Origin of the sequence: Nocardia sp. NPDC004068, from assembly GCF_042874315.1 — a bacterium.
In the GTDB taxonomy this organism is placed as follows: domain Bacteria; phylum Actinomycetota; class Actinomycetes; order Mycobacteriales; family Mycobacteriaceae; genus Nocardia.
Genome location: NZ_JBIAMW010000001.1, coordinates 268,923 through 281,064 on the forward strand (window position 1 = coordinate 268,923; position 12,142 = coordinate 281,064).

Annotated in this window: 10 protein-coding genes; 8 read left to right on the forward strand and 2 right to left on the reverse strand. The window is 68.8% G+C overall.

Annotation, left to right across the window (positions count from 1 at the left end):
* Positions 1-65: 65 nt before the first annotated feature.
* Both ACFYTQ_RS01355 and ACFYTQ_RS01360 read left to right on the forward strand, forming a co-directional pair.
* A complete protein-coding gene (locus ACFYTQ_RS01355) occupies positions 66-662 on the forward strand; it encodes a TetR/AcrR family transcriptional regulator (RefSeq protein WP_387356068.1) in 597 nt (198 codons plus the stop codon).
* A complete protein-coding gene (locus ACFYTQ_RS01360; RefSeq protein WP_387356070.1) occupies positions 659-1,393 on the forward strand; it encodes an SDR family oxidoreductase in 735 nt (244 codons plus the stop codon). Before ACFYTQ_RS01355 ends, ACFYTQ_RS01360 begins: the two co-directional genes overlap by 4 nt.
* Before the next feature lie 128 nt (positions 1,394-1,521).
* Here ACFYTQ_RS01360 and ACFYTQ_RS01365 read toward each other — a convergent pair whose 3' ends face one another.
* The gene (locus ACFYTQ_RS01365) at positions 1,522-2,625 is read right to left on the reverse strand and encodes a hypothetical protein (RefSeq protein ID WP_387356072.1); all 1,104 of its coding nucleotides are present in this window, start codon (positions 2,623-2,625) and stop codon (positions 1,522-1,524) included.
* Between the two features lie 341 nt (positions 2,626-2,966).
* On the opposite strand from ACFYTQ_RS01365, the gene ACFYTQ_RS01370 reads away from it, so the two are divergent.
* From ACFYTQ_RS01370 to ACFYTQ_RS01395, 6 genes are read left to right on the forward strand one after another with little or no spacing between them, the layout of a single operon-like run.
* Entirely contained in the window at positions 2,967-3,707 is a 741-nt protein-coding gene (locus ACFYTQ_RS01370) for a 2OG-Fe dioxygenase family protein (RefSeq protein WP_387356074.1), read from the forward strand.
* A gap of 9 nt (positions 3,708-3,716) precedes the next feature.
* Complete coding sequence (locus tag ACFYTQ_RS01375; protein ID WP_387356076.1) at positions 3,717-4,718, forward strand: aldo/keto reductase; 1,002 nt, start codon at positions 3,717-3,719, stop codon at positions 4,716-4,718.
* A 4-nt stretch (positions 4,719-4,722) separates the two neighbouring features.
* Entirely contained in the window at positions 4,723-5,907 is a 1,185-nt protein-coding gene (locus ACFYTQ_RS01380; protein ID WP_387356078.1) for a hypothetical protein, read from the forward strand.
* Positions 5,904-6,821, forward strand: coding sequence for a hypothetical protein (locus ACFYTQ_RS01385; RefSeq protein ID WP_387356080.1), 918 nt, complete (start codon positions 5,904-5,906; stop codon positions 6,819-6,821). The genes ACFYTQ_RS01380 and ACFYTQ_RS01385 overlap by 4 nt, the downstream gene beginning before the upstream one ends.
* 7 nt (positions 6,822-6,828) lie before the next feature.
* On the forward strand, positions 6,829-8,280 hold the full coding sequence (locus ACFYTQ_RS01390) for an aldehyde dehydrogenase family protein (protein WP_387356081.1): 1,452 nt from the start codon (positions 6,829-6,831) through the stop codon (positions 8,278-8,280).
* A gap of 59 nt (positions 8,281-8,339) precedes the next feature.
* On the forward strand, positions 8,340-9,416 hold the full coding sequence (locus ACFYTQ_RS01395; RefSeq protein WP_387356083.1) for an LLM class flavin-dependent oxidoreductase: 1,077 nt from the start codon (positions 8,340-8,342) through the stop codon (positions 9,414-9,416).
* Between the two features lie 43 nt (positions 9,417-9,459).
* On the opposite strand, the gene ACFYTQ_RS01400 is transcribed toward ACFYTQ_RS01395, so the two are convergent.
* On the reverse strand, positions 9,460-11,517 hold the full coding sequence (locus tag ACFYTQ_RS01400) for a BTAD domain-containing putative transcriptional regulator (protein ID WP_387356085.1): 2,058 nt from the start codon (positions 11,515-11,517) through the stop codon (positions 9,460-9,462).
* Between the last annotated feature and the right edge of the window lie 625 nt (positions 11,518-12,142).

Here is a 12,142-nt window from a genome sequence, read left to right on the forward strand (position 1 = left end):
CGTGGAACGCCCGGTGATTCAATCAATGATTGAAAACGCTCTTGAAACCTGTTCTACTTTCTGCCGTGGCAGGTGACGTCTCGGTGGGCACCCGCGAGCGGTTGCTCGCGGCGGCGGAGCGGTTGCTGCTGACCGAGCCCTACGACGCGGTCTCCGTGCGGGCGATCTGCGTTGCGGCGGAAGCGAATCCGGCCGCGGTGCACTATCACTTCGGGTCCAAGGACGAGTTGGTGGTGGCGCTGCTCGAGGATCGGCTCGCCCCGCTGTGGGCCGAGCGGCTGGCGAGCGTGACCGCGGCGGGCGGGCCGGTGGCCGCGGTGGTCGAGCAGGTGCTCGCGCCGTTCAGCGGACTGGCCGAGGACCCGGTGGGCCGATTGCATCTGCGGCTGCTGGCCCGATTCGCGCTCGGACAACGGGTGGATCTGTGGCGGCGGCCGTGGTTCCGGATGGACGCGTGGGTCGGCCTGCTGCCCGAGGTGAGCGCGCGGGAGAGTCGTCGCCGCTGGGCCTTGGCGTTCGATCTGATCATCCTGCGGTTCGGCGGGGGCGGCTGCGAGGGGCGGGAGATGTCGGCGTCGGCGGTGGCCGCGCTGCGCGATTTCGTGGTGGCCGGTCTGACCGCGCCGGCACCACCGAATGATCCGGGAGGACAACGACAATGACCGCACGGTTGGCCGGACGCGTGGCCCTGATCAGCGGGGGCGCCTCCGGCATGGGCGCCGCGCACGCCCGGGCCTTCGTCGCCGAGGGCGCCGCCGTCGTACTCGGCGACATCGCCGACGACGCCGGTGCGCGCCTCGTCGCCGACCTCGGCGACGCTGCGGCCTACGTCCATCTGGACGTCACCCGCGCGGCGGACTGGGCGGCCGCCGTCGCCGAAACCGTCCGGCGCTTCGGCAAACTCGACGTTCTGGTCAACAACGCCGGCGTCCTCGACGGCGGCCCGCTCGGCGCGTACACCGAGCGGCAATGGCAACGCGTCCTGGCCATCAACCTCACCGGCCCCTTCCTCGGCCTGACCGCCGCCCGCGACGCCCTCGTCGCCGCCCGCCCCGCTTCGGTCGTCAACATCTCCTCCGCCGCGGGCATCCAGGGCGTCGCCGGCATGCACGCCTACACCGCCTCCAAATTCGGCCTGCGCGGACTCACCAAATCCGCGGCCCTCGAACTGGCACCGCACGGCGTCCGCGTCAATTCCGTCCATCCCGGTGGCATCCTCACTCCCATGATCGGCGCCCCCGCGGGTAGCACCGCCGACCGCGACGCGGACCCCCGCGCCCGCCTCGGCCTCCCCGAAGAGGTCTCGAGCCTCGTCGTCTTCCTGGCCAGCACGGAATCCAGCTACTGCACCGGCGCCGAGTACCTCGTCGACGGTGGTATGACCGCGGGCTGACCGCGCTCGGGGCCCCGGTGCCCCTGCGCCACTTCACGATTCGCCACGTCCGGTCGCCGCCGCCCGGCGGGCGAGTGGCGGACGTACCCCTGCCGCACGCCCGCCGCCGCGTCGGGACGCGAGCGCCGTCAGAAATAGGACTGCAATGTCCCTCGCCGGCGAACGTCGAGGGTCGCGCAGTGGAACGAGCCGCCGAAGCTGTTGAAATTGCGGAAGTTGCACAGGATCGGGGTGAACCCGAAATTCTTCAGGGCCTCGATCATGGGCTCGTCCTGGCGTTCCACCATCACCCGCTGCTCGTCCAGCATGAGGATGTTCATGTTGATCCACTTGCTGGTCATGTACAGCGGATGCGCGTCGGGAATGATCGGCCGCGGCGCGTGCAGCACGTCCCAGTCCTTGAACAGGTGCGGAACCTTCGGCACCCGTTCGGGATTGATCAGGAGTTTGCCGGGGGCGAGCGGGACCAGGGTCGCGTCGATGTGCATCGGATGCGTGTCGGCGAACTCGAACACGTGCACCCGGTAGTCGTCGCCGAGGTGACGCTGGAGCCATTCGATGCCGAAGGCGTTGGTCACATTGCTCATCTGGCCGATGATGTCGCGGCCGCAGCGGGTGAAATCGGCGGCGTCGAAGGTCGGCTCGAATTCGGTGATCACCAAACGGGTTTCGCCGTCGCCGGGATCGGTCCACTCGTGGTCGTAGAGCTCGTCGGTGAGCTCCGGTTTGGGACCGGCGCTCCACTTCGCGCCGCCGTGGAAGTACTCCTTGAGCAGCGGCCGGTAGGCCAGCGACTCGTAGTACCGCGACCGCCACGCCATCGGGCACTCGATGATGTCGGTGCCCACCACCAGCAGCGCGTCGCGCGGCATCGCCGCGTACAGGCCGGTACTCGCCCAGTGCAGCGTGCGGAACTCGGTGGTCTGCGGAATCGGTTCGGGGCGGCGGACTTTCACGCCCTCCGCGGTCAGGATGCGCGCGAACTCGTCGAGTTCGCGTCGCGCCGCGGCGATGCGCTCGGCCGGGAACGGCCGACCCGCCTGGGCGCGGAAGGTCTCGACCTGACCGCTGGGCAGCACCGGCGGCAGGCAGTCGTGGAACGGCGGGAAGGTGGCGTCGTCGACGATGCCGACGATCACCTCTTCCAGCGGGTCCCACTCGTTGTAGGAACACACCGGGCCGACCGGCTGCTGCTCGAGGGCCGGTCCCGGTGCGGGGGTCGTGATCGTCATACGAGTATCCCAACGTCGTCACGAATTCGGTTCGGTCGCATGGCGATTCTGCGTAGTGGACACGTCAGCGTCCGAACATCCGAAGGCAGCGCGTGCGCGGGTGATTTCCCAGGTCGAGCGGATGGGACCGGCGGCGAACCGGATTGACGGCGGAGTTCGGCCCGCGCGAGGCCGCCCGCGACCCGTCCCCGGCGGCCCACCCCGTAGCCGATTCGTGCGTCGTGACCGTCCACGGCCGCGACCTGCGCCGTCCGCCGCGAGGCGGTGTCCAATCGCTGCCCACGGCCCGCCACGGGATCCGGTCACGATGAAGACCCGGCCACACCGTGAAAGGACCGCGAATGCCAGGCAGCATCGTTCTCGACGAGAAGGCCCACGAGATCGTCGGAGCACTCACCGACGTCGGTGAGTGCCTGATCAGCGCCGAAACCCTCTCGAACCTGCTGGACGCCGGGCCCGACGACTGGGCCCGGCTGGCCGCCAACTGGGAGGATCTGCTCCTCGACACGTTCATGGCCGACGGTGGCACCTACCGCTACCGCCGCTACGGGCAGTTCGAGCTGGACCCCGAATCCGGTGAGCTGATCCAGCTTCCGCACGAGCCGTACCGGCAGGAGAAGTACTACAACCGACTCAACGGCGGCGTCGACCGCGTCTACGAGCCGCTCACCGACGCGTTCACCGGCGATCCGCTGCTGCGGTCGGCGCTGATCACCCTCGGCCGCATCTTCACCACCGTCGACGGCACCCGCCGCTGGCTGATCAAACTGCACCCGGTGCGCATCATCGCGGGCGAGCAGATGGGCAAGCCCGCGCCCGAGGGCCGGCACCGCGACGGTGTCACCTTCGTCGGTTCGCTGCTGCTGGACCGGCTCAACATCACCGGCGGCGAGAGCTCCACCTACGACGAGAACGGCAACCGGCTGCGCACGGTCACCCTGGAACAGGCCGGGGAACTGCTGCTCAACGACGACCAGCGCACCTACCACGCCGTCACCCCGATCGAGGCGATCGACAAGACCAAGCCCGCGCACCGGGATGTGCTGGTGGTCAACTACTCCGCCCTGCCCGCGCGGCTCTGAGGGGTTGCGATGAAGACTCGGAACCTCGGAACCCAAGGGCTGTCGGTCTCCGCGATCGGCCTGGGCTGCATGGGCATGTCGCAGGACTACGGTCCCGCCGACGACGCCACCAGCATCGCCACCCTGCGCGGCGCACTCGATCTCGGTGTCACCCTGATCGATACGTCGATGAGCTACGGCGCGGGCAACAACGAACGCCTCGTCGGCAAGGCCCTCGCGGGCCGCCGCGACGAGGCCGTGCTGGCCACGAAATTCGGTATCGTGCGCGACAATCCGGGTGAGGACGCGCGCCTGTGCGCCCGCCCCGACGACATCCGCCGCTACTGCGACGCCTCCCTCGCCCGCCTCGGCGTCGATCACATCGACCTGTACTACCTGCACCGCGTCGACCCGACGGTCCCGGTGGAGGACAGCGTCGGCACCATGGCCGAACTCGTCGCCGCGGGCAAGGTCCGCTATTTGGGCCTGTCGGAAATGCGAGCGGCGGAACTGGAACGGGCCGCGGCCGTGCACCCGATCAGCGCTGTGCAATTCGAGTGGTCGCTGTCCTGGCGGGAGATCGAGGACGACATCGTCCCGCTCGCCCGCAAACTCGGCATCGGCGTGGTGGCGTTCAGCCCGTTGGGCCGCGGCTTCCTCACCGGCGGCCTGAACCTCGACGCGCTCGGCCCCGACGACGACCGGCTACCCGATCAACGCTTCCACGGAGAACATCTGGCCCGCAACACCTCTCGGCTCGAGCGGCTGCGCGAGCTGGCCGCCGCCCGCGGGATCACGCCGGGACAGCTGGCGCTGGCGTGGCTGTTGCATCAGGGCGACGATGTCGTGCCGATCCCCGGCACCACCAAACCGAACCGGATCGCGGAGAACGCGGCGGCGGTCGAGATCGAGCTGTCGGCGGCCGACCTCGCCGAGATCGAATCCGAGCTGGCCCGCACGGCCTGGTCCGGTGAACGACACTCCTTCGCCGTCCCACGCACCACCCGCGCCGAGACCCGGACGGACGCGTGAGGCGATGACAGGGGTGGCGAATGCGGGCACCGCGCCGACCCAGACCCGCAGGCTGGCCGCGGTCGCCGCGATCGACGAGGTGATCTTCGGCGAACACGCCTGGCTCGACATGGATTCCGCCGCCGTGACCCGGCTGCGGCACCAGCTGGTGAGCGAGGCGTTCGACTGGCACCTGGGCAACTGCCCGCCCTACCGGCGTTTCGCCGAACGGGCGGGCGTCGCCGCGGCCGCCGATCTCGACGGCGACCTGTCCCGCATTCCGCACCTGCCGGTCTCGCTGTTCAAACGCCACCCGGTGCGCAGTGTCGACGCCGCCGAGATCGTGCACAGCTTCACCAGTTCCGGCACCTCCGGGGTGCGCAGCGTGGTGCATCGCGACGATGTCACCCTGCAACGGTTCTGCGGATCGCTGCGCCCGGACGGTCCGGTCCTCAGCGACATCGTCGGCGGCCTGGACGACGAAACCGGCGTGATCCTGAACCTCGGCCCCACCCGGTTCGAGGCCGGGCAGGTGTGGTTCGCCTACGTCATGGGGCTGCTCGAGCAGCTCGCGCCGATGCGATATTACGTGTCCGGCAACGAGTTTCGCCTCGCCGAGGCGGCCGCGGAGCTGCGCCGGGCGGTCACCGACCACGAGCACGTCCTGCTCGTCGGCGCCCCGTTCCTGGTCGCCGACCTCATGGAGTACGTGACCGGACACGGCATCGACATCGCGGGCGGCACCATCCTGACCGTGTTCACCGGCGGCGGCTGGAAACGGGAACTGGCCCGCAGCGTCTCTCCGGAACGCTTCCGCGCCAACGCCTGTACGGCGTTCGGACTGGCCGACGAGACCCAGGTGCGCGACGTGTTCAACCAGGTCGAGGTGAACAGCGTCTTCCCCGAATGCCGCCACCATCACAAACACATACCCCCGTGGGTGCACGCCGTCACCCGCGATCCGGTGACCTTCGCGCCGCAGCCGCCGGGCACCCCCGGCGTGCTCTGCTACTCCGACGCCAGCGCCCGCAGCTACCCGTGCTTCGTCATCTCCGACGACATCGGCGTGGTCGAGGAGGGCGATTGCGACTGCGGCAGAGCGGGTTCGCGGCTGGTCTGGCAGCGACGGCTGCGCGGCGCGACCCATCAGGGCTGCGCGGAGACGTTGGCGACCATGCGCCCGGCACGAGAACAGGGATCTGAGCGATGATCACGGAACGACTCGATGTCCACATCTCCGACGGCCGCCGAGTCGCGGTGTGGCGCAGCACATCCGGTGACCCGGGCGGCCCCGTGGTCGTGATCAGCGCGGGCTACGCCCGCACCATGCGCTCTGCCGGCGCGATCGCGCTGTGCCTGGTGCGCAACGGCTGCACGGTCTACCGGTTCGACTCGGTCAACCACCTCGGCCTCAGCGACGGCGAGATCGTCGACTTCAATCTCGAGGACCTCGACGAGAGTTTCCGCGCGGTCATCGATCTGGCGCGCCGGACCGAACGGGTCCACGAGGTGCGGCTGGTGGTACTGAGCATCGCCGCCGCGGCCGCGTACAAGATCGCCGTCGAGGATCCGGGCATCGACCGCATCGTCGGCCTGTCGGGTGTGGTGAACGGCGTGCGCACCCTGAAAGTCGCCTGCGGCGAGGATTATTCGGTCTACACCCAGGCCGAACTGCCGCCCCTCGTGCACGTCGACGGCCACGACGTCGAGCCGACCCGGCTCTGGCAGGCCATGCAACCCGGCGGCGGCCTGACGCCCGAACTCATCACCGCGCGCCTCGCCGAGATCTCGGTGCCCGTGGTCAACTGCGTCGCCACCGGCGACACCTGGGTCGACATCGACGACTGTCGACAGGCGTTCACCGCCACCCGCGACAACGCCCCCCGCATCCTGGTCGAGCTGCCGTTCAACGGTCACGACATCGCCAAGAACCCGGCCGCGGTGAAACTCGTCCTCGAGGAGTTGACGCGCTACATCGCCGGACCCACCCCCGGTCACGACGGCCCGCCCGAATTCGAGGTGACCTTCCCCGGTTTCGAGGAGCTGCTACAGACCCGCACCGGCGAGCGCGACCGCGCCGTCGCCGAACAAGCGGGCCCCGAGATGGCCGGCCGGGCCGGGTGAGCGCGCGATGACCACCACCGAAACACCCACCACCGCAATCACAGTGCCGTTCGTCGTGGACGGCAAGCGCGTCTCCGGCCGCGAACGGCAACGGATCCGCGTCGGCGACCACTGCGAGGTCGTGCTCCCCGTCTTCGACGACGAACTCGCCCAGAGGTTGGCCGCCGTGGACCGGCATCTGCTCACCGACGTCCCGTTGTCGGAGATCACCGCGATCCTGCACCGCGTCGGAAAGAATTGGCGCAGCGACGAATACACGTTGCGCCGCCTCTACATCACCCGGCTGCGCGCGATCATGGGCTACTCCGAACAGGCGGCCGAGGCCGAGGCCGACTGGATCGCCGCGATCCTGTGCTCGCACAGTCGCATGCACGACCTGGTCGAGTTGGAACTGGGCAGCCAGTTCGTGCTCGACGAATGGGTGCACAGCGACGAGGCGACGGTGCGTGCCTTCCCGCGCGGGCTGGTCGTGCACATCATGCCCGGCAATGTGCCGTCGTCGAACATCCTGTCCTTGGTCCGCGCGCTGATCACGAAGAACGTGTCGGTCGCCAAGGTCGCCTCGGGCGATCCGGTGACCGCGATGTCGCTGGCGCTGAGCATTCTCGACGTGGCCCCCGATCACCCCGTGGCGCGGGCGATCAACGTCGTGTACTGGCCCGAGGGCGACCCCCGCGGCACCGATCTGGTGCGCTCCGCCGACGCCGTCTGCGCATGGGGCGGCGGGGCGGCGCTGGAGTGGGCGCACGAACACACCGCGCCCGAGGCCGCCTTCCTGCCCTTCGGTCCGAAGTGGAGCTTCGCCCTGGTGGGCGCCGACGCCGACCTGAAGGCCGCCGCCCTCGGCGCGGCCCACGACGTCAGCCGCTACGACCAGGCCGCCTGCTTCTCCACCCAACGCGCCTACGTCGAGGAGGCGGTCCTGGACCGGTTCCTCGCCGAACTGGCCCCCGCCCTCGAACGCTATGAGAAACTGCTGCCGCCAAGGGCTTTGGACGTCGACGACTCCGCGCAACTCAACCTGGCCCGCCTGCACGTCCAATTCGAGGACGGCACAGTGCGTTTCGCCGCCGGGCGCGCGGCAGTCATCGTCGCACCGCCCGCGGCCCGCACGGCGGCGCCCCTGGGCCGCACCCTGATCGTGCACCCGGTGCGGGACCTGCGGGAGTCCTACGCCTACGCCGATCCGTCCGTGCAGACGGTGGCCTGCGCGCCGTGGGACATCGTCACCGAGCACCGCGACGCGCTCGCGCGCCGGGGTGTTTCGCGCTTCGTCGATCTCGGGCTGTCGAACTTCTTCCGGGTCGGCGGCGCGCACGACGGATTGCGGCCCCTCCAGCGCCTGGTCCGGTTCGCCTCCACCGAGGCGCCGGCCCGGGTGCGACCCAAGGGCATGGTCCTCGAGGTCGATCAGACCGACTTCCTCGAGCATCGCCGCTACAAGGATCTGGCGTTCTGATGCCGGCGCCGCGTACGGCCGTCCGATCCCACCGAACCAGCCGAATCTAGGAGAACGTCATGCCCGATTGGGGCGTCCTGCTCACCACCGCACATCCGCCGTACATGTCCGAGCGTGAGGTGCTGCTGACCACCCTCGAACACGCGGAACTGGCCGAACGCAACGGTTTTCACAGCGCCTGGCTGTTGGAACACCACTTCACCCCGTACGGCATCTGCCCCGACACCATCACCCTGGCGTCGCACATCCTCGGCCGCACCACCGACCTGCACGTCGGCACCGCGGTCCTGGTTCAGCCGTTCATGCATCCGGTGCGGCTCGCCGAGAGCACGGCCCTGCTCGATCAGATCTCCGGCGGGCGTTTCCATCTCGGTCTGGGCCGCGGCTGCTGCGCCCGCGACTACAAGGTCTTCGATGTCGACCCGTCCCAGACGCACGCCATGCTGCACGAATGCGTCGACATCATGAGGGGCGCCTGGACCCAGGAAGAGGTCGGCGGCAAGGGCCCGCAGTACCGATTCGACCCGGTGCCTGTCTTCCCCAAGCCGTACACCACTCCCCACCCGCCGGTCTACGTGGGCGGTGAGTCGCCGTCGACGGTGCAGTGGGCCGCCGAACAGGGTCTGCCGCTGCTCATTGTCACCACCGTCGAGGACGAGGAGATCCGTTCGCGGCTCGAGCTGTACAACGAGACCGCCGAGGCGTTCGGTCACGACGTCTCGACGATCGGTCACATGCTGACGTGCGTCAGCTTCCTCGCCGACACCGCCGAAGAGGCCAAGAAGCAGCTGATGTCGGACCTGATCTGGTGGGCCGACGAGGTCAACAAGGTTCGCTTGCAAGTGGAGGATCTGCGCAAGCTGCCGAACTACGGCTACCACCTGCGTCAGCTCGAGCAGCGCGTGCTCGAGGGACGAGCGGCGCGAGAGAAGCTGCTCGGTGAGTGGATGGACAAGAACCCGGTCGGTCCCGCCGAACACTGCGTGGAGCGGCTGGAGGAACTGATCGACATCGCCAACCCCGCTCACATCGTGCTCGGCTTCGAGGGCGCGGGCGATCGAAAGCTGGTGGGGGAGAACATCGAACGCTTCGCCACCGAGGTGCTCAGCAAGGTCTCCGGCGGCCTGAAGAGCTGAACCGCCGCTGGCCGGGGCGCGCAGACCCCGGCCAGCCGCCGTCTCAGGACGCCTGGGCGGGCAGCAGTTCCGCGCGCTCGGTGCGGCGGTCGGCGGCCAGTTCGGCGGCGTAGGCGTGCACGAGCGGGTGCATCTGGTAGCGGCCGGGCATCGTCTCGGCGACGAAGTACACCCGCGCCAACTCGTCGAACCACGCCGCCACCCGATCCGCTGGCAACGCGAATTCCCTACTGACCGTGCCGATCTCGTACCGGCGGTCGGTCGTGCCCCCGAGCCGGGTGAGCAGCTGCACGGCCTCCCGGCTCAGCGCGTCGCAGGTCGACGCGAACGCGGTCCGCAGATCGGTGGTGTCCTCGTCGCTGACCAGCACATCGAGCGGATGCGCGTGCTCGGCCAGTTGCTCGGCGATCGCGGTGAGCGACAGGCGCACATTGATCACCGCCCGTGTCGCGATCAACGACAACGCCAGCGGCAGCCCGCCACAGCGCTGGATGATCGTCTCCGCGGCCTCGGCCTCGGCCATCGCCCGGCTCGATCCGATCCGGCGATGCAGCAGGATGCGAGCTTCGTTCTCCGACATGACATCCAGCACCATCGAGTGCGCCCCGGCCGCGGTGATCAGGCCGCGCATCTGATACCGGGAGGTCACCAGGACCGCGCACCCCGGCGAGCCGGGCAGCAGCGGCCGCACCTGTTGTGCGTGCCGGGCATCGTCGAGCACGATCAGCATCTGGCGTTCGGAGAGCATGCTGCGGTAGAGGCCGACCCGATCGGTGAGCCCGCGCGGAATCGACAGCGGCGGCACACCCAGGGCGATGAGGAATCCGCCCAGAATGTCGTTCGGGTCGCGCGCGCCGTCGGCGCCGAGATCGGCGTAGAGATGCCCGTCCGCGAAGCGCCCCGCCGCCCGATGCGCCCAGTGCGTGGCCAGGGCCGTCTTACCCACTCCGGCCAGCCCCTGCAGCGCGATCACCGGGCTGATGTCCGGCGGTCCGGCCTCGATCAAGGAGTCCAGATGGGCCAGGTGATGGTCGCGGCCCGCGAAACACGGGATGTCCGCGGGCAATTGGGTCGGTATGGGAGTCGCGGCGCCGCCGGTCCGCGAATGATCGGTCTCGTTGCACAGGATCGCGAGGTAGGCGTCGGACACCTCCCGGTCGGGATCGATGCCGAGTTCGTCGGCCAGCCGCGTGCGCAGCGTCTCGAACAGCCGCAGCGCCTCGGCGCGTTGCCCGGCGTTGGCCAGAGCGGTCATCAGCCGGGCGTGCGCGATCTCGTGCAGCGGATTGGCGTCGACGAAGCGCCGCAATGGCACCAGCAGTTCGCTGTGTCGCCCGGCCTCGGCGGCGGTCTCCGCGTATTCGAGCAGCACCGCCTCGATCTCGCGGTTGATCTCCACCAACGCGGCGTGCTGCTGCAGTTCCGGCAGATCGGAAAGCGGTGTGCCGCGCCACAACCCGATTGCCTGCCGATATTGGGCCACGGCCGTGTCGAGCCGTCCGGCGTCCCGGTCGCGCCGGGCGTTGTCGGCGAGTTTGCGGAAGGCGAGGATGTCGAGCTGGTTGGTCTCGACGCGCAGGGTGTAACCGCCCGGGGTGGCCACCAATACGCTGGGTCCGTCGGTCTTGGACTGTAGCCGGCGCCGCAGTCGCGACACCTGGGTGCGGACCATATCGATCATCGCCGGCGCGCCCTTCCCGTCGCTCATCGCGTCGGCGAGCGCGCTGACGCTCACGGTCGCACCGGGATTGAGCACGAACAGGCTGAGCAGTGTGCGCTGCCGATCGGAGTTCAGTTCGATCCGGGCGCCGTCGACCCACACCTCGAGCGGGCCGATCACCTGCAGGCGGAGGTCGCTGGCGAGGACCGAACCCTGTTGACCCAGTTGCACCAACTCCTCGACCTCGGCCGGGGACAGCTCCAGCGCCACGGCCAGTCGGCGCAGGGTGCTGCTCCTCGGGCGGGTCACCCGGTTCTGTTCGATGTCGCGCAGCCCGCCCACGCTGATGTGGGCACGCGAGGCGACCTCGTGCTGCGTCAGCCCGACGCGACGACGGCCGCGCCGGACGACCGCACCCAAATCGTTCTGTTCGTTGATCATTGACACCCCCGGTGAAAGAAGGAATAGCGGTGGCCAAAACGTTTGGCGTACTTCCGAAAATGACGCCGTAGAGATAGCGAATTCGCACAGCCGTCGGTCTCGGCGACGACCATTCATGTCGGCGAGTCCAACCGCGTTACCGCGCATCCCAGCCGATCACCTCTTGGCGTACTCACCCCCAGAATCGACCATGACCGGAAACATACCAGCGGACCTAGGGGTGTGCAAGATCAAAAAGGATCGACTGTTAGCGACTATGTCGACGCGTCGGGAAAAGCGATGTCGATATGACAGACGGATGCCAGAAACCTTACTTCGGACATGACGTTACAACTACTGCTAGTGCCACGTCTCGACCTGCGCGGCGATGGTCGATACGGGAACAGCACGGGCATCGATCGGGAATCGGAGAACCCCGGCGATCGACTGTTGTCAAGACCGGACATGGCCGGGCGGCAGGGCCATCGACCCGCCCGAACAGTGTGAATCCACCCGAACACTGTGTGGTAAGGATCCGATCGGAAGGGTCGGCGTGTTGCACGGACTCGACGCGCGGGTTGCGGAGACCCGCGGTCGGGGACGGCGGCGTTCCGACCGGAAAGCGAACACCGCTGTTCATCGAATC

Excerpts from the sequence above, each read along its gene's own strand:
- ACFYTQ_RS01370 (WP_387356074.1), top strand. The coding sequence starts at position 2,967 with ATGCCAGGCAGCATCGTTCTCGACGAGAAGGCCCACGAGATCGTCGGA.
- ACFYTQ_RS01395 (WP_387356083.1), top strand. The coding sequence starts at position 8,340 with ATGCCCGATTGGGGCGTCCTGCTCACCACCGCACATCCGCCGTACATG.
- ACFYTQ_RS01385 (WP_387356080.1), top strand. The coding sequence starts at position 5,904 with ATGATCACGGAACGACTCGATGTCCACATCTCCGACGGCCGCCGAGTC.
- ACFYTQ_RS01380 (WP_387356078.1), top strand. The coding sequence starts at position 4,723 with ATGACAGGGGTGGCGAATGCGGGCACCGCGCCGACCCAGACCCGCAGG.
- ACFYTQ_RS01365 (WP_387356072.1), bottom strand. The coding sequence starts at position 2,625 with ATGACGATCACGACCCCCGCACCGGGACCGGCCCTCGAGCAGCAGCCG.
- ACFYTQ_RS01400 (WP_387356085.1), bottom strand. The coding sequence starts at position 11,517 with ATGATCAACGAACAGAACGATTTGGGTGCGGTCGTCCGGCGCGGCCGT.
- ACFYTQ_RS01360 (WP_387356070.1), top strand. The coding sequence starts at position 659 with ATGACCGCACGGTTGGCCGGACGCGTGGCCCTGATCAGCGGGGGCGCC.
- ACFYTQ_RS01375 (WP_387356076.1), top strand. The coding sequence starts at position 3,717 with ATGAAGACTCGGAACCTCGGAACCCAAGGGCTGTCGGTCTCCGCGATC.
- ACFYTQ_RS01390 (WP_387356081.1), top strand. The coding sequence starts at position 6,829 with ATGACCACCACCGAAACACCCACCACCGCAATCACAGTGCCGTTCGTC.